This window comes from Leifsonia sp. Root227 (assembly GCF_001428745.1).
In the GTDB taxonomy this organism is placed as follows: Bacteria; Actinomycetota; Actinomycetes; order Actinomycetales; family Microbacteriaceae; genus Leifsonia.
This window is the reverse complement of the sequence record NZ_LMIO01000002.1, coordinates 775457-797893: the sequence shown is the minus strand read 5'-3', so window position 1 is coordinate 797893 and position 22437 is coordinate 775457. Positions and strand designations below refer to the sequence as shown.

17 protein-coding genes are annotated in these 22437 nt (G+C 68.9%); 2 read left to right on the top strand and 15 right to left on the bottom strand.

What is annotated here, in order from left to right; all coding sequences use genetic code 11:
* Positions 1–6: 6 nt before the first annotated feature.
* The 5 genes from ASE16_RS08655 to dusB all read right to left on the bottom strand — a co-directional run bounded on the left by ASE16_RS08655 (position 7) and on the right by dusB (position 7710).
* Positions 7–1641: an ABC transporter substrate-binding protein gene (locus ASE16_RS08655; RefSeq protein WP_055893671.1), complete on the bottom strand. Its 1635-nt coding sequence runs from the start codon at positions 1639–1641 to the stop codon at positions 7–9.
* 199 nt (positions 1642–1840) lie between these two features.
* Complete coding sequence (gene dnaG, locus ASE16_RS08650) at positions 1841–3730, bottom strand: DNA primase (protein WP_055893668.1); 1890 nt, start codon at positions 3728–3730, stop codon at positions 1841–1843.
* Between the two features lie 74 nt (positions 3731–3804).
* Complete coding sequence (locus ASE16_RS19760) at positions 3805–5121, bottom strand: DUF4282 domain-containing protein (protein ID WP_157480223.1); 1317 nt, start codon at positions 5119–5121, stop codon at positions 3805–3807.
* Positions 5122–5204: 83 nt separating this feature from the next.
* Positions 5205–6530 carry a deoxyguanosinetriphosphate triphosphohydrolase gene (locus ASE16_RS08635; RefSeq protein ID WP_268765801.1) on the bottom strand — a complete coding sequence of 442 codons (1326 nt, stop codon included), beginning with the start codon at positions 6528–6530 and terminating at the stop codon, positions 5205–5207.
* A complete protein-coding gene (dusB, locus tag ASE16_RS08630) occupies positions 6520–7710 on the bottom strand; it encodes a tRNA dihydrouridine synthase DusB (RefSeq protein WP_055893657.1) in 1191 nt (396 codons plus the stop codon). The genes ASE16_RS08635 and dusB overlap by 11 nt, the downstream gene beginning before the upstream one ends.
* A 32-nt stretch (positions 7711–7742) precedes the next feature.
* On the opposite strand from dusB, the gene ASE16_RS08625 reads away from it, so the two are divergent.
* Positions 7743–8306 (top strand): aminoacyl-tRNA deacylase, encoded by a 564-nt coding sequence (locus ASE16_RS08625; RefSeq protein WP_082581321.1) that lies wholly within the window; start codon positions 7743–7745, stop codon positions 8304–8306.
* Between the two features lie 126 nt (positions 8307–8432).
* On the opposite strand, the gene ASE16_RS08620 is transcribed toward ASE16_RS08625, so the two are convergent.
* Genes ASE16_RS08620 through recO form a run of 3 tightly spaced genes read right to left on the bottom strand, consistent with a single transcriptional unit; the run spans position 8433 to position 10671 of the window.
* Positions 8433–9104, bottom strand: a complete 672-nt coding sequence (locus ASE16_RS08620; RefSeq protein ID WP_055893654.1) for a DsbA family protein — start codon at positions 9102–9104, stop codon at positions 8433–8435.
* A gap of 20 nt (positions 9105–9124) precedes the next feature.
* A complete protein-coding gene (locus ASE16_RS08615) occupies positions 9125–9934 on the bottom strand; it encodes an isoprenyl transferase (RefSeq protein ID WP_055893651.1) in 810 nt (269 codons plus the stop codon).
* Positions 9931–10671: a DNA repair protein RecO gene (gene recO / locus ASE16_RS08610; RefSeq protein ID WP_055893649.1), complete on the bottom strand. Its 741-nt coding sequence runs from the start codon at positions 10669–10671 to the stop codon at positions 9931–9933. Before recO ends, ASE16_RS08615 begins: the two co-directional genes overlap by 4 nt.
* 95 nt (positions 10672–10766) lie before the next feature.
* Between recO and ASE16_RS08605 the strand changes: the two genes are divergently transcribed.
* Positions 10767–11516, top strand: coding sequence for a trimeric intracellular cation channel family protein (locus tag ASE16_RS08605; RefSeq protein ID WP_055893646.1), 750 nt, complete (start codon positions 10767–10769; stop codon positions 11514–11516).
* A 93-nt stretch (positions 11517–11609) separates the two neighbouring features.
* Here the strand turns inward: ASE16_RS08605 and leuA are convergent, their stop codons facing one another.
* The 7 genes from leuA to ASE16_RS08570 all read right to left on the bottom strand — a co-directional run bounded on the left by leuA (position 11610) and on the right by ASE16_RS08570 (position 22415).
* Entirely contained in the window at positions 11610–13391 is a 1782-nt protein-coding gene (gene leuA / locus ASE16_RS08600; RefSeq protein ID WP_055893644.1) for a 2-isopropylmalate synthase, read from the bottom strand.
* A gap of 159 nt (positions 13392–13550) precedes the next feature.
* Positions 13551–16067 (bottom strand): DUF2156 domain-containing protein, encoded by a 2517-nt coding sequence (locus tag ASE16_RS08595; RefSeq protein WP_235500424.1) that lies wholly within the window; start codon positions 16065–16067, stop codon positions 13551–13553.
* The gene (locus ASE16_RS08590) at positions 16064–17350 is read right to left on the bottom strand and encodes an alpha/beta hydrolase (RefSeq protein WP_235500423.1); all 1287 of its coding nucleotides are present in this window, start codon (positions 17348–17350) and stop codon (positions 16064–16066) included. The genes ASE16_RS08595 and ASE16_RS08590 overlap by 4 nt, the downstream gene beginning before the upstream one ends.
* A 132-nt stretch (positions 17351–17482) precedes the next feature.
* Entirely contained in the window at positions 17483–18922 is a 1440-nt protein-coding gene (locus ASE16_RS08585; protein ID WP_055893641.1) for an ABC transporter permease, read from the bottom strand.
* A complete protein-coding gene (locus ASE16_RS08580; protein WP_082581320.1) occupies positions 18919–19716 on the bottom strand; it encodes an ABC transporter ATP-binding protein in 798 nt (265 codons plus the stop codon). Before ASE16_RS08580 ends, ASE16_RS08585 begins: the two co-directional genes overlap by 4 nt.
* 84 nt (positions 19717–19800) lie before the next feature.
* Positions 19801–20484, bottom strand: a complete 684-nt coding sequence (locus ASE16_RS08575; protein WP_055894448.1) for a response regulator — start codon at positions 20482–20484, stop codon at positions 19801–19803.
* A gap of 38 nt (positions 20485–20522) precedes the next feature.
* The gene (locus ASE16_RS08570; protein ID WP_055893638.1) at positions 20523–22415 is read right to left on the bottom strand and encodes a sensor histidine kinase; all 1893 of its coding nucleotides are present in this window, start codon (positions 22413–22415) and stop codon (positions 20523–20525) included.
* Positions 22416–22437 lie beyond the last annotated feature (22 nt).

The following is a 22437-nucleotide window of genomic DNA, read 5'->3' as shown; positions in this document are numbered from 1 at the left end:
CTGATATCAGCCCTTGGAGAGGGCAGCGTAGCGGAACTTGAATGACGGGTCGAGCGTCTTGTCCGCGCCGTTCACCGTCTTTCCGACCACGGCGACCTGAGCGCCCTGCAGCAGCGGCAGGGTGGACAGGTCGGCCCCGACCTTGGCCTGGATCTCCTCGATCAGCTTCGTGCGGGCGGCCGAGTCGGTCTCGCCGAGCTGCTGCTCGATGAGGGACTGGACCTCCGGGTTGTCGTAGTGGTTCGCAAGGAAGTTGTCCTTGATGAAGAACGGCGACAGGTAGTTGTCGGCGTCCGAGTAGTCCGGGAACCAGCCGAGCTGGTATGCCGGGTACACGTCGGCAACGCGGTCCTTCGAGTACTGCACCCACTCGGTCGACTGCAGGTTGACCTTGAACAGGCCACCGGCCTCCAGCTGCTCCTTCACGAGTGCGTACTCGTCGCCGGAGGACGGGCCGTAGTGGTCCGGGTTGTACTGGAGGTTGAGCGCGACGGGCGTGCTGACGCCCGCGGCCTGCAGAGCGGCCTTCGCCTTGTCGAGGCTCGGTCCGCCGTTGCCGTCACCGTAGAGGTCCTTGAGCACGGTGGTCGCGCCGGTCAGGCCCTCGGGGACGAACGAGTAGAGCGGGGTGTACGTGTCCTTGTAGACCTGCTTGGCGATGGTCGCGCGATCGACGAGGTCGGCAGCGGCCTGACGGACGGCGAGCGACTTCTTCGCGTCGGCCTCCGGCGTGGTCGCACCGTACGGCATGGTGTTGAAGTTGAACACGATGTAGCGGATCTCGCCACCCGGGCCCTTCACGACCTTGACGTTCTTGTCGGAGGAGAGGCTGTCGACGTCCGTGGCGGTGAGGCTGCGGAACGCGACGTCGATCGCGCCCTTCTGGATGTCGAGCTTGAGGTTCGACGACTCGGCGTAGTACTTGACGTTCACCTTGTCGGTGGCCGGCTTGCCGAGGAGACCCTGATAGTTCGGGTTGGCCTTGTACGCGATCAGGTTGTTGAAGTCGTAGCTCGTGATGTCGTACTGACCGGCGAACGCGTGACCCTTGACGATGGTCTGGTCCGGCGTCACCTTGTCGGCGGAGAAGACCTGCTCGTCGACGATCGGGCCGGCGGGGCTGGAGAGCACCTGCGCGAAGGTCTGGTCGTTGGCGACCTTCAGCTTGAACACGACCGTGGTCTTGTCGGGAGCCGAGACGCTGTCGAGGTTCGCGAGCAGCGACGCAGGGCCGTTCGGGTCGTTGATCTTCTTCTGACGGTCGAAGGTGAACTTCACATCCGAGGAGGTGAGGTCGTGGCCGTTGGCGAACTTCAGGCCGGGCTTGAGCTTGACCGTGTACTCGTTCGGCGAGGTGAAGTCGGCGCTCGCCGCGATGTCGGGCTTCACGTCCGGGCTGCCGTACGGCGAGTTCAGAAGGAACGGGTAAACCTGGTTCATCACAGCGAACGAACCGTTGTCGTACGAACCGGCCGGGTCGATCGAGGTGATCTTGTCGGTCGTGCCGATGGTCAACGTTCCACCGCTGCCGCCGGAGCTGTTGTTGTTGCTCCCTGAGCAGCCGGCGAGCACCAAGGCCGTCGCCGCGAGTGCGGCGGACACGGCCAGCAGGCGCTTGCCGCTGATGTGTGCGGATCTCATATCCGAGTACCTCTTCCTGGTGTGGGGTCACCGACTCGGCGCGCAGAGATCTGCAGCTGTGCCGAATCGCGTAGGTATGTCCTAACACGAAATGCGCGCGGTAGATGCATCCGAATGCACTTCGTAGCGAGATCTTTACGTTAGTGCAACATAACTGCGCTCATCTGCGCGCAACGCACACGAAAAGTGCTTGAATGCCCTATTCTCCGCGCAACCGCATCCGTTCGGCGTCGATCGACGCCATCGCGACCTGCAACGACCGGCGCAGTTCGGTCTCCTGCTGATCGGTGCGTGCCAGCCGGTTGGTGAGCTCGGCCTTCTCGCGGAGCAGGTCGCGGTCGATCAGGCCGTCCACGATGGACCGGGCGTACCGGGAGACGTCTCCCGCTGCCTGCGGGAGGGCGCCGACGGCGAGGGCGTTGACGGTCGGCCCGTAGCCCTGCGGCACCTCCGCGAGCACCCTGTCGACCCAGCCAGGGTCTGTCATCGTGGTGAGCTGGCTGGCGATCGCGTCTTTGATGACGGCGTGCGTCGGGTTCACGAACGGCACCTGCACGGCGCGCGCCGCCCGCTCCTGCCCGACCTCTGCGGGAAGCTGCAGCAGCACCATCAGCGACTCGCGCTCCGTGCGCTGCGTCGGATCGCGCAGGTCGGCCTGCTGAACGACGGCCGTGGATGCGGTCCCGTCCTGACCCTGCTCGCCCTGCTGGCCGCGCTGGTCGGCTCCCGCACCCTGGCGCTGACCGGCCCGCTGTCCTGCTCCCTGTTCGGAGCGGCGCGCAGCCTGCACCGCGCGCAGCGTGTCCTGCAGGTCGGCGCCGGAGAGCCGGGCGAGCTCGCGGGCGTACCCGTTCTGGGATGCCGGGTCGCGGATGGTCGCGACGATCGGCGCACCGCCGCGCATCGCGGCCGTACGGCCTTCGACGGTGTCGAGATCGTACTTGTCGACCACCTGCCGGATCATGAACTCGAACATCGGCTTCTTGGCGTCGATCATCCTGCGCACGGCGTCGTCCCCCTTCGCGAGCCGCAGGTCGCAGGGGTCGAGGCCGTCCGGTCCGACAGCGACGTAGGTCTGGGCGGAGAAGCGCTGCTCCTCGCCGAACGCGCGGGTGGCAGCCTTCTGGCCCGCCGCATCCGGGTCGAAGGTGAAGATGACGGAGCCTGTGCTGTTGTCGTCGCCCATGATGCGCCGGATGACCTTGATGTGGTCGACGCCGAACGCTGTGCCGCAGGTGGCGACGGCGGTGGTGATGCCGGCGAGGTGGCAGGCCATCACGTCGGTGTATCCCTCGACCACGACCACCTGGTCCAGCTTCGACACGTCCCGCTTGGCGAGGTCGAGCCCGTAGAGCACCTGCGCCTTCTTGTAGACCGGCGTCTCCGGGGTGTTGAGGTATTTGGGGCCTTTGTCGTCGTCGAGCAGGCGGCGCGCGCCGAATCCAATGGTCTGGCCCGTCACGTCCCTGATCGGCCAGATCAGTCGTCCGCGGAACCGGTCGTACACGCCGCGATCGCCCTGCGACACGAGTCCTGCGGTGGTGAGCTCCTCCGTGCTGAAGCCTTTGGCGCGCAGGTGCTTGGTGAGCTCGTCCCAGCTCTTCGGGGCGAAGCCGACGCCGAAGCGGCCTGCTGCGATGGCGTCGAAGCCTCGCTCCCCCAGGAACCGCCGACCGATCTTCGCTTCCGGAGAACCGAGCTTGCTGCGGAAGAACTCTTCCGCAGCGCCGTTGGCGGCGAGGATGCGCGCGCGGTTGCCGTGCTCGGACGGCCCGCCCGTTCCGTCCTCGTAGCGCAGCTGATATCCGATGCGCGCGGCGAGACGTTCGACGGCCTCTGTGAAGGAGACGTGGTCGAGCTTCTGGAGGAACTCGTAGACGTCGCCGCCCTCACCGCAGCCGAAGCAGTGGTAGCGCCCGACGGCGGAGCGCACCGTGAAGCTCGGGCTCTTCTCGTCGTGGAACGGGCAGAGGCCCTTGAGCGACCCGACCCCGGCGGACTTGAGGCTCACGTAGTCGCCGACGATGTCGGCGATGTTGGTGCGGGCTTTGACCTCTTCGATGTCACTCTGTCGAATTCGGCCGGCCATACAACGATTCTACTGAGCCGCGGCGACTCTTCTCGCGCGTCGCGGTATCTCGTGCTCGAGGTGGGTGCCGGAGGTCAGTCGCGCTGCTTCGAGCGCTTCCTGGTGTTCTGCGCGATCTCGATGATCGCGACGAACACTTCGATCCCGACCCGGAGGAGCAGCACGCTCAGCATGGCGCCGACGAGCGTGATGATGACGCCGAACAGGAACACGAAGGCGCCGACGACGGAGTGCGTTCCGATGGCGAGCGTGAGGCTGTAGACGAGCGACAGCAGCGTGCTCAGCCCGATCAGCACCAGCCCGACCACGTAGACGGGCCCAGCGAGCTTCCTGGTGACGTAGTTGGTGAACGTGAAGTCGAACAGCGACGAGAAGAACCGCGTGTCGTCGAGCCGGTCGGCGAAGTCGGAGACGGTGCGCCCGTGCCCGGTGGGCGAGGCGCCTGCACCTGCGCCTGGGCCGGCTGTTGCGTACGCCGCAGTGGGAGCGCCTGGTGCGGGAGGCGGGGGCGGCGTCGCACCGCTCTGGATGCCCTGCTCGCCGACGACGCTCTCCGGAAGGCGAACGGTCTCCGCCGTCGCGGTGGGTTCTGAGGCGACAGGCGCAGGGTCCCCCGCTTGGGCCGCGGAAGCGGCTGGCGTCGCGGGAGCTGCCGGAGTCGGAGGACTGGCGGACGTCGCTGACGCGGCCGACGTCGCTGTAGCGGTCGCCGGCGCGGAGGAGGCAGCAGGAGTAGACGCGGCGGCGGCCTCCGTTGGAGGGGCGGGCACAGCCGGTGTGGCGGCAGTGGCAGGGGTGCCGATCGGGTTCGCCGCGCCGAGCGCGGCGTCCATGATCGACGGAGCCTCCCCGTTCGGAGCTGCGGGGGCCGGCTTGTTCGCCGCGGCACGCTTGGTGCGTGCGGTCGGCGTGGTCTTCGCTTCGGTGGCCGACCCCGCGCTGCCTGCGGCGGGCGTGCGCGTCGCGGGCTTCTTCGCAGCGGCGGCCGCACCAGCGGCCGGAGTCTGAGCAGCGGCTGGCACTTTCGGCGTCGTCGTCCGTGCGGCGGGCGTCTTGGCGGCGGGGGTCTTGGCTGTGGCAGCACCAGCGGCGGGCGTCCTGGCTGTGGCAGCACCAGCGGCGGGCGTCTTCGCAGCAGCACCAGCGGCGGGCGTCTTCGGCGTGGTCGCGCGTGCGGCGCGCACCTTCGGCGCGGACGTTCCCGACGCGGGCGTCTTCCCCGCTCCGCGTGCTGCTGTCCGCTTGACCGGAGTCGCAGCCGGTTCGGCACCTGGCGCACCCGCGGCGGAGTCTGGCGCTGGCGGAGGGGTCGCCGGCTCAGGTGTGGCCGGGGTGGTGGCATCGTCTGGCGTCGGCTGATCGCCGTTCGCCGGGGGTGGTGGGGTGCTCATCTTTTCCTCTCGATGCCGAGAACTCCAGCATTCTGCACTGGCGTCGGCGTTTCAAGCCCGCTGAGTGAACTCATCGGCGCCGCTCAGTGCTGCACCAGCCGTTCGTACCAGCTGAGAGCCGACTGGTCGGTGAGGCTTGCGACCTGGTCGACGATCACGCGCTTGCGCTGCGTGTCGTCCTCCGCGTCCTTCCAGTCCTCCGCGAAGCCGGGGTCGAGCTCTGCCGGGCCGCGAGAGTAGAGCAGGTCGGCCAGGGTCGTGAGGATCTGGCGCTGCTGCGCGTAGATCGGCTGCCGGGTGTTCTTCGACATCACGAACGTCGCCACGATGCCCTTGAGCACCGCGATCTCCGCCTGGATCGGCGCGGGGACCACCACGTCCGCGCCGAACCGGATGAGGTTCGTGCTGCCTGAGGTCTCTTTCGTCGCGTGCACGGCGGCGTGCGCGAACCGGCCGATGAGCTGGCTGGTCAGGTTCTTCAGCCTGGCCTGCGAGCGGCGGCTGCCGTCCCAGCCGTCGAGCCAGATGTCGAGGTTGTCGAGCCTGTCGAACGCCGCGATCAGCTCGTCATGGCTGAACTCGCCGCCGATCCAGTCGTACATCGAGCGCACCAGGTCGTCGTGGTCGACCCTGCTGCCGAGTGCGGCGACGTCGATGTAACCGTTGACCACCGCATCCTCGAAGTCGTGCACCGAGTACGCGATGTCGTCGCTCAGGTCCATCACCTGGGCCTCGATGCAGCGCACGCGATCCGGAGCGCCGGCGCGCATCCACTCGAACACGGCGGTGTCGTCGCGGTAGAAGCCGAACTTGGCGCGACCGCTCGGGTCGGCGACCGACGAGGTGTCCGGCCACGGGTACTTGCAGCTCGCGTCGAGGCTGGCCCTGGTGAGGTTGAGACCGTACGGGCGCCCGTCGCGGCCGAACACCTTCGGCTCCAGCCTGCTGAGCAGCCGCAGGGTCTGCGCGTTGCCCTCGAAGCCGCCGATGTCGTCTGCCCAGGAGTTGAGGGCCCTCTCGCCGTTGTGCCCGAACGGCGGGTGGCCGATGTCGTGCGCGAGACACGCGGTGTCGACGATGTCCGGGTCGAGCCCGAGGCTGTTGGCGAGCTCGCGGCCGACCTGGGCGACCTCGAGCGAGTGCGTCAGCCTGTTCCTGGCGAAGTCGAGCCCGGCCGTCGGGCTGAGCACCTGCGTCTTGGCCGCGAGACGGCGGAGAGCGCTCGAGTGCAGCAGCCGGGCCCTGTCGCGGGCGAAGTCGCTTCGCCTGCTGGAGTGCTGTTCCGGCAGCCAGCGCTCGCGATCGTGCTCGCTGTATCCGGAGCCCGTGACCCCGGAATTCGCGGCAGCGTCGCCGTGCGCATGACCGGAGTCGTGCCCGAGGCCGTGAACGACCGAACTATCCACCACTGTTGTGCACCTCCGCGTCGGCGACCTCTGCCCGCTGGAAACCGTCGAGGTCGCGGCTGGCGAGCCAGCCGTCCGGCAACGCAGGCTTCTTCGGGCTTCCCGCTCGGCCGCGCTGACCCTCCGCTGCCTCTCCCGGGTACTCCTGGTCCCAGTCGAGCGTTGCGAGGAGGTCGTCCAGGTGAGCGAGCGTGTCCACCGTTGCGAGGCTCGCCCGAAGGTCGCCGCCCACCGGATAGCCCTTGAAGTACCAGGCGACGTGCTTGCGGATGTCGCGGCAGCCGCGCTCTTCGCTGTCGAAGAACTCGACCAGCAGCTCGGCGTGCCTGCGGAACGTGGCTGCGACCTGCCCGAGAGACGGGTGCGCCTGCGCCCGCTCGGCCTCAGCGGCGTCGATCTCCCCTGCTCGCGCACGGAACGCCGCGGCCAGGTCGCCGAACAGCCACGGGCGGCCGAGGCAGCCGCGGCCGACGACGACGCCGTCACAGCCCGTCTCCTCGACCATCCGGATGGCGTCCGCTGCCGACCAGATGTCTCCGTTGCCGAGTACCGGCGTGCCGGTGATGGTCTCTTTGAGCTTCGCGATGGCCGACCAGTCCGCGTGCCCGGAGTAGAACTCGGCCGCGGTCCTGGCGTGCAGGGCGATGGATGCGACGCCGGCGCCCTCCGCCGCCTTGGCCGCTTCGAGATAGGTGAGGTGGTCGCTGTCGATGCCCTTGCGCATCTTGACCGTGAGCGGGATGCTGCCCGCCGCATCCACTGCTCCCTCCACGATCTCGCGGAACAGCCCGAGCTTCCACGGCAGCGCGGCTCCCCCGCCCTTGCGGGTGACCTTGGGCACCGGGCAGCCGAAGTTGAGGTCGATGTGGTCGGCGCGATCCTCCGCGACGAGCATGGTGACCGCCTCGCGGACGGTCTTCGGGTCGACCCCGTAGAGCTGGATGGAGCGCGGCGTCTCCGACTCGTGGTGGGTGATGAGCCGCAGGGATTCCGGGGTGCGCTCGACGAGGGCGCGCGAGGTGATCATCTCGCTCACGTAGAGACCGGCGCCGAACTCGCGGCAGAGCCTGCGGAACGCGGTGTTCGTGATCCCGGCCATCGGCGCCAGCACGACGGGCACGTCGAGAGCCAGCGGACCGATGGTCAGCTGTGGCGCGTGGCTTATCGTTGCTGTAGTAGTCATTTCCTCAATTCTCCCAGATAGAGCGGAGCAGCATGACCGAGCGACCAGAAGCTGTGGAGAATCAGGGCGAAGAGACGGCTGTGGACAGCGCCACCGAGCATGCCACGGACCCCGGCCACGCGAACGCCGACAGCGGCAGGGCGCGCGTCGAGGCGGACGCAGCGGCCCGAGGCGTGAGCATCCGCGTGATCGAGCGCCCCGCCGCCCGCAGCCTGGACGAGGCGGCACAGCTGCTCGGCATCGCGCCGTCCGACATCGTCAAGACGCTCGTGGTCAAGCGCAGCGACGACACATTCGTCTTCGCACTCGTGCCAGGCGGACGCAAGATCTCCTGGCCGAAACTCCGCGCCGTGCTCCACGTCAACAAGCTGCAGCTCCCCGATGCATCGATCGCGTTCGAGGCCACAGGGTACGAACGCGGCACCATCACCCCGTTCGGCAGCCGCACGGCCTGGCCGGTCGTCGCCGACGCGTCCATCCCCGGCCGCACGGTGTCGATGGGCGCCGGTGAGCACGGCTACTCCCTGTTCGTTGACGCAGACGAGCTGGTCGCCGCCTACGCGGCGACCGTCGCCGACATCACCGACCCGGAGTAGCGAGAACCTCGGCCCCTGGGATCAGGCACGCGTCGCCTTCGCAGGCGGCAGCGTTCACATCGCCGAGCGCGATCAGCGGGAAGGACGGCGCAGCGAGAGCCGCGGGAGTCTCCGCATCCGCCGCGCTCACGCTGTCACCTCTGCACGCTCGGTCCAGACCTGCTCGAGCACCTGCGCGAACGTGGCGGCGTCCTGCGCGCCCGACACGCCGTAGCGGCCGTCGATCACGAAGAACGGGACGCCCTGGATGCCGTACTCCTGCGCCAGCGACTGGTCTGCGCGCACGTCCGAGAGGAACTCGTTCGACTCCAGCGCGGCGACCGCCGCCGCCCTGTCGAGCCCGACCTCGGCGGCCAGATCGGCAAGATCCTCGATGCGGCCGACGTGCTTGCCCTCGACGAAGTACGCCTTGAACAGGCGCTCCGCGAGCTCCAGCTGCTTGCCGTTCGCCTTCGCGAAGTGCAGGAGCTCGTGCGCCTTGACGGTGTTGGTGTGCTTCAGGGCGTCAAAGTCGTAGTCGAGGCCGACCGAGGACGCGATGCCGGTGACGCGCTCCAGCATGCCATGCACCTGCTCGGGCTGCATGCCCTTGTGCCCGGCCAGGAAGTCGATCTCGCTGCCGTCGAAGTCGACGGGGGTGTCCGGCGAGAGCTCGAACGAGTGGTACTCGACCTCGACGGCGCGGTCGTCGCCGCTCCCGGCGAACAGCCCGCTTCCCGCTTCGAACTTGCGCTTTCCGATGTAGCACCACGGGCAGGCGATGTCGGACCAGATGTCGATTTTGATGGGTTCACTCACACCAGGGGCAACGGATGCGGTCACGCCTTCATTCCCGGCGCATCCACCGCCCCGCCGAAGCGGCGGTTGCGATTGGCGTAGATGTCGATCGCGTTCCATAGGTCGGCGCGGCTGAAGTCCGGCCACAGGGTGTCGAGGAAGACCATCTCTGCGTATGCGCTCTGCCAGAGCATGAAGTTGCTCGTGCGCTGTTCGCCTGAACTGCGGACGAACAGGTCGACGTCCGGCAGGTCGGGCGCGTACAGGTGACGCTGGATGCTCTTCTCGCTCACCGCCGACGGTTTCATCCGGCCCGCCGCCACGTCTTCCGCGATGCTGCGCACCGCATCCGCGATCTCGGTGCGGCCGCCGTAGTTGACGCACATCGTCAGGGTGAGCACGTCGTTTCCCGCCGTGAGTTTCTCGGCGAACTGCAGCTCCTTGATCACCGACGACCAGAGCCGCGGCTTCCTCCCCGCCCAGCGCACCCGGACGCCCCACTCGTTGAGCTGGTCGCGGCGGCGGTGCAGCACATCCCGGTTGAAGCCCATCAGGAAGCGCACTTCGTCGGGCGAGCGCTTCCAGTTCTCGGTGGAGAACGCGTAGACGCTGAGGTGCTTGACCCCGATCTGGATGGCGCCTGCGACCACGTCGAGCAGCGACGCCTCGCCCGCCTTGTGACCCTCGATCCTGGTCAGCCCTCTGCCGTTCGCCCAGCGGCCGTTGCCGTCCATCACGATGGCGACGTGGTCCGGCACGGCGGCGGCCGGGATGGCCGGCGGGTACACGCCCGTCCAGTCGAGCGGGCGGAACTTCACCGCGTCCTTGTGCGTGTATGGCTTGGGGCTCATCCGTTCGCTTTCCGTTCGTGCTGTACATGTTGGAGCGAGCGCAGCCCGCGTTCCAGGTGCCACTGCGTGTACGCGGCGACCACGCCGCTCGCCTTCGACCGCGTGTTGTCGTCCGTGTCGTCCGCCGCCGCCCAGTCGCCGGTGAGCAGGGCGCCGAGCAGCGCGATGGTCTGCGCATCCAGTCGTGGCGCGCCCTGCGGAGCGCAGTCGTCGCAGACCACGCCGCCGAGCTGCACCACGAGATGGTCGTGCGGACCCGCCGTTCCGCAGCGGGAGCAGTCGAGGAAGCTCGGCGCCCACCCGGCGAGCGACAGCGCCCGCAACAGATAGGAGTCGAGGGTGAGGGATGCGCCGTGCTCGCGCTTCGAGAGCGACCGCAGCGCGCCGACCAGCAGGAGGTACTGCTGCAGCGACGCCTCCGCCTCGGTGAGCCTGTCGGCGGTCTCGACCATCGCGTTCGCCGCCGTGTAGCTGGCGTAGTCGTCCGCGATCAGCGCGCCGTACGCGCCCAGCGACTCGGCCTGCGTCACCACATCCAGGCTGCGGCCCTCGTACAACTGCACGTCGGCGACCATGAACGGCTCCAGCCGCGACCCGAACTTGGATGCGGTGCGCCGAACACCCTTCGCGACCGCCCGCACCTTGCCGTGCTGCCGTGTGAGCATGGTGACGATGCGGTCGGCTTCCCCCAGTTTGTGGGTGCGGAGCACGACGGCTTCATCACGGTAGACAGGCACACTCCAGTATCCCGCCTCACGCCGACAGTCCCCTGATGCCGCGCTCTGCGCAGCCGCCGAACTCGCTACCGCGCCGCGCATGGTACAAGTGACCTATGAGCACCACGGCCTTCACGATTCCGCTCTGGGCCGACCTCGTGGCCGTCGGCGTCGGCAGCCTGCAGGGCGCGATGTTCGCCTCTGGCTTCCGCGACCGCAAGCTCGACCTGCTCGGCGTCGCCATCATCGGCGTGGCGACCGGGGTCGGCGGCGGTCTGCTGCGCGACCTGCTGCTGGTCACGCGACCGGTGGCGCTGCTCTCCAACTGGTATCTGCTGACCACGGTCGTCGCCGCACTGCTCGGGATGCTCCTCATCCGGCTGTTCCGCCGGCTCGACCCGATCATCACCTTCCTCGATGCCCTCACGATCGGGCTTTTCGGCGCGATCGGCGCGACCAAGGCGCTCGCGCTCGGCCTTCCGGAGGTGCCTGCGGTGTTCGTCGGTGTGGTGTCCGCTGTCGGCGGATCCATCCTGCGCGACATGCTGCTGAACCTGCCCATCGCGCTGATGCACGTCGGCTCGCTCTACGCCGTGGCGGCTGGCGCCGGCACGGTGGTGCTCGTCGTGCTGGTCGATCTCGGCGTTCCGATCAGCGTGGCCGCTGCCGTCTGCGTGGCCGTCACGCTCATCATCCGGCTGCTGGCGGTGCGGTTCGGCTGGAGCCTGCCAGAGCAGCGCGAGCTCGGGCGCATCTCCCTCCCGCGCTGGCCGCGCATCCCCCTCCGTCGCAGGGCAGAGGCCCGCACGGTGGAGCGCACAGAGACCGGCTCCATCCCCCGCTACAAGCTCGACCGCCCAGACTGACGCGTCTCCGAAGCAATCGAGCCGGGACTTGTGCACGGCTGACGACGGCGTGTCGCGTGCACAAGTCCCGGCTCGCTGGCTGGGGGACGCGGGTCAGGCGGAGACGAGGTCGGCGGGAGCGGCAGAGCCGGTGCCTGCGGTGGCCCGGATGGCGCGGTTGACGGCGGAGACGACGGCCTTGAAGGAGGCGGTGGTCGTGTCAGCGTCGATGCCGACGCCCCAGAGGCGCGTGCCGTCCACATCCACCTCGACGTATGCGGCGGCCAGCGCAGACTCGCTCGCGGACAGCGTGTGCTGCGAGTAGTCGTAGAGGTGCACGTTGATGCCGCGGTCGTTCAGGATGTCGAAGAACGCCGCGATCGGGCCGTTGCCCTCTCCGGACGCCTTGGAGACCGTGTCGCCGTCGCGCAGCGTCACGGTGAGCGCCACGTGGTCGCCTGTCTCGTTGGTGGTGCTGGTGCTGCCCAGCTCGAACCTGCCCCACTTGGCGTCGGCCTCGTCGACCGGCGCCGGCAGGTACTCGTCCTGGAAGATCGCCCAGATGTCGTCGCTGGAGACCTCGCCGCCCTCGGCGTCGGTCTTGGCCTGCACCACCCCGGAGAACTCGATTTGCAGCTTGCGCGGCAGGTCGAGCGCGTGATCGTTCTTCAGCAGGTAGGCCACGCCGCCCTTGCCGGACTGCGAGTTGACACGGATGACCGCCTCGTAGCTGCGGCCCAGGTCTTTCGGGTCGACCGGCAGGTACGGGACCGCCCAGACCAGCTCGTCGACCGTTGTGCCCTGACGCTCCGCGTCGGCGGCCATCGCCTCGAAGCCCTTCTTGATCGCATCCTGGTGGGAGCCGCTGAACGCGGTGAACACCAGGTCACCGCCCCACGGGCTGCGCTCGCCGACCGGCAGCTGGTTGCAGTGCTCGACCGTGCGCTTGACGGAGTCGATGTCGCTGAAGTCGATCTGCGGGTCGATCCCCTGCGTGAACAGGTTGACGCCGAGCGTCACCAGGTCGACGTTGCCGGTGCGTTCTCCGTTGCCGAACAGGCAGCCCTCGATGCGGTCGGCGCCCGCCATGTAGCCCAGCTCGGCGGCGGCGACGGCGGTGCCGCGGTCGTTGTGCGGGTGCAGAGACAGGATGACGTTCTCGCGGTGGTTCAGGTGGCGCGACATCCACTCGATCGAGTCGGCGTAGACGTTCGGCGTCGCCATCTCGACCGTGGCAGGCAGGTTGATGATCACCTTGCGCTCCGGCGTCGGTTCGAAGATGTCGAGCACCTGGTTGCAGATGTCGACCGCGAACTCCAGCTCGGTGCCGGTGTAGCTCTCCGGGGAGTACTCGTAGTAGATCTCGGTGCCGGGGACCGTCGCCTCGAACTGCTTGCAGAGACGCGCACCCTCCAGCGCGATGTCGACGATGCCCTGCTGATCGGTGCGGAAGACCACATCCCGCTGCAGGATGCTCGTGGAGTTGTAGAGGTGCACGATGGCCTGCTTGGCGCCCACCAGCGACTCGTACGTGCACTTGATCAGGTGCTCGCGGGCCTGGGTCAGCACCTGGATGGTGACGTCGTCCGGGATCGCACCCTCCTCGATGAGGCTGCGCACGAAGTCGAAGTCGGTCTGACTCGCAGACGGGAAGCCGACCTCGATCTCCTTGTAGCCCATCCGGACCAGCAGGTCGAACATGATGCGCTTGCGCTCGGGGCTCATCGGGTCGATCAGCGCCTGGTTGCCGTCGCGCAGGTCGACGGCGCACCAGCGCGGGGCGACCGTGATGCGGGCATCCGGCCAGGTGCGATCGGGCAGCTCCACCCGGATCTGCTCATGGAACGGGCGGTATTTGTGGATCGGCATGGCGCTCGGCGCCTGTGTGTTCTTCATGGTCTGTCTTCTCCTCGCGAGGTGTGGTGGAGAGCCAACGACGAACTCCGCGACGAGTGAGGCCCAGAACTAGGACTCGTCGCGGCAGCTAAGGAGGAGCAGACCGTACACAGAAACCAGGGTAGCACGGGGCGTGTGAGCGGTCAGCACCCCGTCCGGTCACCCGCGCCCGCTCGCCAACGCCACCGCCTGCCGCACAGAGAGCTGGGGCAGGTATGCGCGCACCAGCGCGATCCCGATCGCGGGCAGAGCGACAGGGTCCGGGTACGCCATGATCAGCGGATGCAGCTCGGGCTGGAACTTGCGCTTGAACTTGAGCAGCGACCGGAAGCCGTACACCGGCTCGAGCGACACACTGAGGAAGTTCAGGATGCGGTCCATACCGCGCGTCTCCCCGTCGCCTCCTTGCCCTCCCGCACTCGCGGTGTGCGCCAGCGGCGCGGCGGACAGGCTCATGAACTCGACGCCCTCGTCGCGCATCCTGGTGGCTGCCTCGGCGATCAGGAACTCCATCACACCGTTGATGCTCCCCGGCCGCCTGCGCATGAAGTCGAGCGTCCAGCCGATGACGAGGCCGTTGCGGTAGTTGGGCAGCCAGCTCGTCACTCCCTCGATGCGTCCGGACTCGTCGATCGCGAGCATCAGCATCACAGCGGGGTCGCGTAGTTCGTCGAGGCCGCCGAGGGTGAAGCCCATCTCCGGGAGGTCCTTCTCCGCCACCCACTGCTCGGAGATGTCGGAGAGCTGCACGGCGGAGCTGAGCGGGAGCGCCTGGTACGTCGTCCACTCCGCCCTGATGCCTGCACGCTGCGCACGGTTGATCGAGCTGCGGACGTCCTGCCATTTCTTGCCGGTGGTCTCCCACTGCTGCGGGCGGATGACGGTCTCCTCCGCCACCACCATCGTCGACCAGCCCATCTGCTCGAAGAGCGGCTCGAGGCCGGCATCCACGCTGTAGAACACGGGGGTCCAGCCGTTGTCGTCGCAGAACCGGGCGAACCGGTCGATGGAGCGGTCGTGCGGTGGATGCGCACCGAACGGCCCGCCCGTGGTGATCGCGATCCTGCCGACCACCCGGTACGCGATGGCGCGTCCGTCCGTCGGGTCGAACCAGTAGTCGTTGCCCGGCCAGGTGGCCATGAACGAGATCGGGTCTCCCCCTCCGCGCTCCAGGAGCTCGCGCACGCGCGCCGCGTCGCTCGTCCCCTTGCGCCACGATGCCCGTCCGCGCATCACCGGGATCGCCCCGATGATCACGATGAGCCAGAACACCGTGCCGATGTTGCGGTAGACGAAGATCGCGAGCGGCGTGGTCGGCAGGTACTGCACCGGCTCGCGGCGCAGGAAGCTGACAGGCACGAACCGTTCGAGCACATCGTCGATGAGGTCGCTCAGATCGAGCGGCCTGGTGAAGCCGGTGTCCTTCTGCAGGTAGCCGACCAGCACATACAGCGCGGCGAGCACGACGCCGGAGATGACGACGGTGAGCACATAACGGCGCACCGACCGCGCAGGCGGACGCACGGGGAAGTGCTGCCGGAACGCGATCAGCAGGATGGCGATGGCCAGCGGGAGCAGTGCAGACAGCGCCAGGATGGCCGTCACCTCCCAGTAGCGCGCGCCGACGTGCGGGTGCGGGGCGGAGCCGAGCGGCAGGATGCCGAAGTAGAGCGCGGAGAGCACGGCGAGCAGCGCGTTGACCGACACGGCGAGCCACAGCGCGAACCGGTTGCCGCGCAGCAGCCCGTACGCCGCGACGAGCAGTACGAGCAGCGGGAGCACAGAGAGCAGGATCGGCCCGAGGCCGTTGATCCGCTCGATGGTCAGGTCGTGTACGCACTGTCTGGTCACTGCGAACGCCTGGCAGCGTTCGAGCACGGAGCCCTTGTCCGGAACGTCGGAGGTGAACAGCAGGGCGATGGGAGACAGCAGGCCGTAGCGCGCTGTGGTGAGCAGCCCGATCACGGGCCCGATCGCGGTGATCGTCACCGCGGACGCGAGCAGCACCCGGATCTCGTGATGGGAGCTGCGGACCCAACCGCCGAGGCGTGCACCAGGTCGCAGCAGCACGCCGAGGCCGAGACCGGCGAGCACGGCGAGAAGCCGATAGACGTCGGACGGCATCCCGGAGTACAGCACGTACATCACGGCGATCAGCACCGTCAGCACCCGGATGCGCCTACGCCACAGTGCGCCGGCGAACGCGCTGGCGGCCATGATCGTGCCGCCGAGGGCCGTGAAGACGTCGAGCACGACCAGGTTGTGCACGTTCCTCGCCCACATCTCGCCCGTGGTGGAGGCGAGGAGCTGGAGCGCGATGCCGCCGACCGTGCCCACGATCGCGGTGGCGAAGTACGAGACCGCCGTGCGCCAGGTGCCCATGAGCTGCTCGGCGGCACCGACCAGCAGCACGGTCAGGATGAGAGCGACGATCAGCTCGGCCAGGTTGTCGGTGAACAGCACCGAGGTGACCGGCGTCCACCAGTGGCCGTCGACCAGGGGGCCGGGGCCCGTGCCGAGCCAGATGTGCAGCGGTCGCCTCGGCCCGTGGATCGGACCGGTCGCGAGAGCGAGCACCAGGATCAGCGCGGTCATCGCCGCGGTGAACGGGTGCGTCGCGATCAGCGTCCCTGTGCGGCGCGCGACGCGCGCGAGCCAGGCCGTCACGGCGGTCACGAGGTCAGGCCCAGGTGAGCTGCGATCAGCGGGAAGCCGTTCCGCAGGGTGTACCGCACGGTGTTCCAATCGTGTGCCGTGCCGGGCGAGATGAGGAGCCGCGTGCGGATTCCGGCCTGTGTCGCATCGGCGTCGAGTGTTCGGGCGAACGAAGTGTACTTCGCGTCGTTCTGGCCGACGCCGAGGATCAGCATCGAGTTCTCATAGGGAGCGTGCGTGGTCATCAGGTGGGCGGGCTGCGCGTCCTCGAACGCGGTCACCGACCCGCCGAAGCCGGACTGGACAGTGGAAGCGCGGTCCCCCAGCGTCGGGCCGAGCTCGCTCGACGATGCGAGAGCCGACCCGAAGATCGTCGGGTGGCCGGTGAGGAACTGGACGGCGCAGGTGGCGCCCTGCGAATAGCCGAACACGCTCCACGCCGCAGAGTCGCTGCTGACCCGGAAGTGGGCCTTGATCCAGGAGGGAACGTCCTTCAGCAGGTAGGTCGCCGAATTGCCGAACTTCGCAGAGTCGACGCACATCGGGTTGCGTCCTGGGCCACCGAGCTGGTCGGCGGCGACCACGATCGGTGCGACGCCGTGGTGCGTCGCGGCGAACGCATCCATCGTCTGGCCGATCCTGCCGGCCGTGAAGACGTCCGCCGGGGCGCCAGGCTGACCGGAGAAGGCGTAGAGCACGGGAAGCACAGGGGGCTTCGGCGTGAGTGCGGCAGGCGGCAGGTAGACGACCGCCTTCCGCGCCGCGAACCCGGACTCGGTCGCCGGGATGCGCACGGTTCCGATCGCGCCCTTGGCAGGAACGCTCGCCGGGGCCGTCCAGGTGGAGGCGTAGTCGGTGCCGATGTCGGCCACCTCGCCCCGCTCCGAGTGGAAGGAGAGCGCAGGGTACGGCACGACGCCCAGCGCGTCGTTGAGGTCGCGGTACTCGCCGAAGTCGACGTTGATGCCCGCGGCCGCCATCACCATGAAGACCGGGATGCTCAGCACGGCGACGAGCTTCCTCCACCAGCGGGAGCGGAACAGGTTGGCCACGGCCAGCCCGATCCCGGCGAACGCCAGCACCGCCCACATCCTGGTCACCGGGGTGAGCGCGACGCCGAAGACGTCAAGCACGTCGATCAGCAGCCAGGTGGCCAGCCAGCCGATCCCGGCCCCGACCGCGGCAGCGAGGAGTCCGGCCAGCGTGCGCCGGATGGTCGGCCGCACCACCAGGTACAGCGCGAGGACCGCGGCCACGACATCGACAGCCACCAGGAAGGGCGGCTTGTCGATGCGCAGGGTCATGAGCCAGTTCAGGGCGGTTCCTCTCACAATGCGTGCAAAAGCGGTTCGATTATGGGGCACTCAGGCTGCGGAAAGCTGAGGCCGGGCTGACACTCAGCGGACTCCGAGAGAGTCCCGCGGCAGACGGCTGCGTCAGTCGACTGCGAGGGCCGCCACGGGCGCGACCGCCGTCGCCCGCCTGGTCGGCGCGAGGGACGCCAGGAGAGCCAGGATCGCCGCCGCCAGCACGATGATCGCGATGAACGACCACGGGACCACCGGGGCGTGCAGCCCACCGCCGGGGATGCTCCCCAGCAGCGACTGCGCCCCCACCCAGCCGTACGCGGTTCCGAGCACCAGCCCGGTGATCACGGCCGCGATGGTGAGCTGGGCGCTCTCGGCCAGGATCATCCTGCGCACCTGCGACGCGCTGAACCCGAGCGCTCGCAGCAGGCCGAGTTCGCGCCTCCGCTGCAGCACGCTGAGCGAGAGCGAGTTGATCACCCCGACCGCTGCGATGATCGCCGAGAAGCCGACCAGGACGCTGAACACCAGCATGGTGACCGTGAGCACACTTTCAGCTCCCGCGTACAGCTCCGGCTCGTTTTGCGACGCCTCCCGGATCATCTGGAGGTACGACTGGGCGGCGACGACGAACATCGTGATGAGCGTGACGCCGATCACCAGACCGATCGTGGTGCGCGAACTGCGCTCTGGGTTGCGCACCGCGTTCGCTGCGGCGAGCCTGCCAGCGGCCCCGCGGCCAAACAGCATCCCCACCCAGCGGAGCACGGCGGGCATGAAGAACGGGGCGGCCAGCACGATGCCGGTGAACGACAGCACGCCGCCCGGCATCGCGATCAGCACGCCGTAGCCGCTGGCGATCGGGATGCCGGAGCGCGCGAACACTCCCAGCCCGAGGAGCAGCCCGAAGACGAGCAGGCCGAGTCCCACGACCAGCAGCGCCGCGGCGACGACGATGCGCGCTCGCTGGCGGACGGCCGCGGGCGGGCGCTCCTCCGCTGCGCCGAGCGCCTGGACGGGCGTGACGGTCAGGACGCGCCTGCTGCCCACCCAGGAGGCGAGCCAGGTGGTCACGACGACCACGGCCACCGGCGCTAGCAGCGCCGGGGTGATCACGGGGTAGAGCGCATCCGGCAGCACTCCGACGGCGACGAACAGCCGCACAGCGGCGAGCGAGAGCACCGCAGCCGTCACCCCGCCGATAGCGGCACCGATCAGCCCGACCGCGAGCCCCTCGCTCGCGACGGAGCGCCGTTGCGTGCGCGCACTCGATCCGATCAGCCGCAGCAGGGCAATCGTCCTGGTGCGACCTGCGATCACGGTTGCGAACGTGTTGGTGGTGACGATGGCTCCGACGTAGACGGCGATGACGAAGAAGACCCCGGCGACGATCCCGAGGGCGAAGCCGACCGAGGAGTGCACACCGACCTCGCTGGCGGAGATGTACGCGGACAGCACGCCGGTGGTGGACAGCAGCGCGACCCCGAACGCAGCACTGAGGGCGGCGACCAGGATGCTCGCGCGGTGGTCCCTGGCGTTCGCGCGGAACGCGGAGAACGGGCGGCTCACGCGTGCTGCTCCATGCCGAGCATGTACGAGGAGATGTCCTCGGCGGCCGAGCGCGGACGCTCGGCGGCGACGCGGCCGTCGGCGAGGAACACGATGCGGTCTGCATAGCTCGCGGCGATCGGGTCGTGGGTCACCATCGCGATGCTCTGCCCGTACGTGCGACTCGCCTCCGCGAGCAGAGCGAGCACCTCGCGCCCGGTGCGGGAGTCGAGGTTGCCCGTCGGCTCGTCGGCGAAGATCAAGTCGGGCCTGGTGGCGAGCGCCCGCACGATGGCGACGCGCTGCTGCTGCCCGCCCGACAGCTCGTGCGGGCGGTGCGTGAGCCGCGACCGCAGGCCGAGCGAGTCGATCAGGTGGTCGATCCACTCCCCCTGCGTCCTGGTCGGACGACGCCCGTCGAGCTCGAACGGCAGGTGGATGTTCGCGGCGACATCGAGTGTCGGCACCAGGTTGAACGACTGGAACACGAAGCCGACGCGACGGCGCCGCAGGACGGTGAGCTCCGCATCCCCCAGGCTGGTGATCTCGGTATCGCCGAGGAACACCTGGCCACCGGTGACCGTGTCGAGCCCGGCCATGACGTGCATCAGCGTCGACTTGCCAGAACCGCTCGGCCCCATGATCGCGGTGAAGCGCCCTGCCGGGATGCCGAGCGAGACGCCGTCCAGCGCGTTCACCGTGCCTGCGCCCGTGCCGTAGGACTTCGTCGCGTCCACCACGCGCGCCACCAACGGCTCTTCCGGCGGGATGGTCGAGCTGGCTGAGGTGACGGTCTCGCTGGTGATGTTGTCCATACTCCCCACGCTAGGGAGCCGCCCAGGGTGCCGAATCGGGCGGTGGGGCTATCCGCCATCAGCCCTCAGGATGATCTCTGGCCGCTACTCGGCGGAGGTGAGCCCGTGCTCGAACGCGTAGACCACCATCTGCACGCGGTCACGCAGCCCGAGCTTGCTCAGGATGCGACTGATGTGGGTCTTCACCGTCGCCTCGCTCAGGTACTCCGCGGCGGCGATCTCCGAGTTGCTGAGGCCGCGGGCGGCGAGCACGAAGATCTCCTTCTCGCGCGCGGTGAGGCTGCCGAACTCTTCCGGCTCTGGCTTCACCGGCTCGCTGGACGAGAAGAACTGGAACAGTTCGCGCGTCGCCCCTGCCGCGATCACGGCGCTGCCTGCATGCACGGTGCGGATCGCCGCGAGCAGGAACTCCGGCTCGGCATCCTTGAGCACGAACCCGCTGGCACCGCCGCGGATGGCGCGCGCGGCGGCCTCGTCCAGGTCGAAGGTGGTGAGCACCACGATGCGCGGTGCGTTGCGCGCCTCGCGGGCGGCGCTCTCGATGATCGCTGTGGTGGCGGCGATCCCGTCCATCACCGGCATCCTGATGTCCATCAGCACGACGTCCGGCGCCGTCTCGCGGGCGAGCTGCACGCCCTCTGCGCCGTTGGCCGCCTCTCCGACGAACTCCAGGTCCGGCTGGGAGCCGACGAGCATCCTGACGCCTGCGCGGAACAGCGGCTGGTCGTCCACCAGCAGCACCCGGATGCGACTCGTCCCCTCTGGCACGGTCGTCGTACCGCCGTCGCCGCTCAGGCCGTCGCCGCTCACGCCTTCTCCCCCGCCGGCAGGAAGGCGCTCACCAGGAAGTCGCCGCCTGCTGGCCCGGCCGCGAGACTCCCGCCTGCCAGGGACGCGCGCTCGCGCATCCCTGGCAGGCCGTGGCCGATGCGCGGCAGGGCGCCGCTGGACGGGGTGTCGATGGTGACGGTCTTCATGGTGTTCCTCACGGTGATGGCGACGCCTGGTCCACCGTCGCCGGTGCCGCCGTCGCCAGTGGCGACTTCGGCGAGGACGACGGTGGCCGGCTGGCTGGTGTCTCCGTGCCTGAGCGCGTTGGTGAGCGCTTCCTGCACGATGCGGTACGCGGCGATCTGCTGGGCGGAGCCGAGGATCCCGTAGCCGCCGATGCGCTCGACGGTGACGTCGAGCCCTGCGGCGCGCACCTGCTCGACAGTGCGGTCGAGGTCGTCGAGCGACGGCTGCGGGCCCTCCGGCTGGGAGTGGCGCAGCTCGGCGAGCAGCACGCGCACGTCGCCGAGCGCTGACCTGGCGGTGGATGCGATGGTCTTCAGGGCTTCGTCCACCGAGTCGGGGTCCGCGTGCCTGGCGTAGCGGGCGCCGTCCGCCTGCGCGATCACCACGGCGAGCGAGTGGGCCACCACGTCGTGCATGTCGCGGGCGATGCGGGTGCGCTCCTGCTCGACCACCACGTCCTCCACGGCGCGGGCTCTGTCGAACTCGGCGACGACCTGCGCCCTGCGCGACACGCGCGCGTTGCGCCAGGTGCGCATGAGCAGGCCGAGCACCCAGGACAGACCGAGGACCGTGACGCTGACCACGACGAGGAAGACGAACTCCAGCGCCAGCCGGGAGATCGCCCCGGACAGCAGGTCGAGGTAGCTCTGGTTCAGCGCGGCGGTGAGCGAGAGGTACAGCGCGGCGACCACGGCTCCGAGCCCGGCGGAGATGAGCCCCGACCAGCGCACGATGCGGTCGCCGTACGCCGCGGTCGCGTACAGCACGATCAGGATGCCGACGTCGCTGAACTGGATGCTGTGCCCCGTGGTCATCTGCAGCACGGCGGTCAGCCAGGCGATGGCGAGCGCAACGGCGGGCGAGATTCTGCGCACCGCCACCGCGACCGTGAAGCCGATCACGACCACGATCGCGGAGCGCGCTCCCCCGTCGCCGCCGACCCCGAACAGGCCGGCGGAGTCGAGCGGCAGGCAGAACACGGCGAACAGCACGGCACCCGCGATGTCGAAGGTGAGCTGCCGCCCGGTGAGGCGGCGCACCAGCCCCGTCCTGTTCGGGTCGCTGGCGGAGACCGGGGTGCCCCCAGAGGACGCGAGCCAGACGAGCACGGAGTGGTCCGCTGCCCCAGCATCGCCGGCGGCGCCGGTCGCCCGCTGCCTGGCCACCAGGAAGCCGAGTAGCCAGCCGGCGACGAACGTCACGGCCAGCAGCAGGCTCATCAGCAGCAGCCCGACGCCCTGACTGGTGTAGTACCCGCCGATCACCGGCCCGATCAGCGGGAACTTCAGTTCGCCCCGCACCGTGAACAGGTACGCGAGCATCGGTGCGATCAGGATCGCCGAAGCGAAATCGAGCCAGCGCACCACGTTGCCGGCGTGGGCGGCGATGCTGAACACCGCGATCAGCACCGCCACGGTCGAGATCACCCGGAAGGGCATCGGCATGGAGACGGTCTCTGTCGCCTCCGTCAGCACGGCCAGCCAGAGCATCCCGAGCGACAGAGGGGGCAGCACGCGGGAGATGGCGACGGCCGCACTGTAGAAGGTGAGTGCGAGCGCAGACTGGAACTCGAACGGCAGGCCGGTGATCAGCCAGGCGAGAAAGAGGACGACGCCGAGCGCCGGTTCGAGGACCCAGCGATACGGGACGATCCTCTCCACCAGGCTGCTACGGTTCGGCATCCCTCTACGCTACGGTGCGCGC

Bases quoted from the DNA above. Each gene is read 5' to 3' on its own strand.
- leuA (WP_055893644.1), bottom strand. From the start codon at position 13,391: ATGAAGAACACACAGGCGCCGAGCGCCATGCCGATCCACAAATACCGC.
- ASE16_RS08615 (WP_055893651.1), bottom strand. From the start codon at position 9,934: ATGAGCCCCAAGCCATACACGCACAAGGACGCGGTGAAGTTCCGCCCG.
- ASE16_RS19760 (WP_157480223.1), bottom strand. From the start codon at position 5,121: ATGAGCACCCCACCACCCCCGGCGAACGGCGATCAGCCGACGCCAGAC.
- ASE16_RS08580 (WP_082581320.1), bottom strand. From the start codon at position 19,716: ATGGACAACATCACCAGCGAGACCGTCACCTCAGCCAGCTCGACCATC.
- ASE16_RS08570 (WP_055893638.1), bottom strand. From the start codon at position 22,415: ATGCCGAACCGTAGCAGCCTGGTGGAGAGGATCGTCCCGTATCGCTGG.
- ASE16_RS08625 (WP_082581321.1), top strand. From the start codon at position 7,743: ATGACCGAGCGACCAGAAGCTGTGGAGAATCAGGGCGAAGAGACGGCT.
- dusB (WP_055893657.1), bottom strand. From the start codon at position 7,710: ATGACTACTACAGCAACGATAAGCCACGCGCCACAGCTGACCATCGGT.
- ASE16_RS08605 (WP_055893646.1), top strand. From the start codon at position 10,767: ATGAGCACCACGGCCTTCACGATTCCGCTCTGGGCCGACCTCGTGGCC.
- ASE16_RS08655 (WP_055893671.1), bottom strand. From the start codon at position 1,641: ATGAGATCCGCACACATCAGCGGCAAGCGCCTGCTGGCCGTGTCCGCC.
- dnaG (WP_055893668.1), bottom strand. From the start codon at position 3,730: ATGGCCGGCCGAATTCGACAGAGTGACATCGAAGAGGTCAAAGCCCGC.
- ASE16_RS08590 (WP_235500423.1), bottom strand. From the start codon at position 17,350: ATGACCCTGCGCATCGACAAGCCGCCCTTCCTGGTGGCTGTCGATGTC.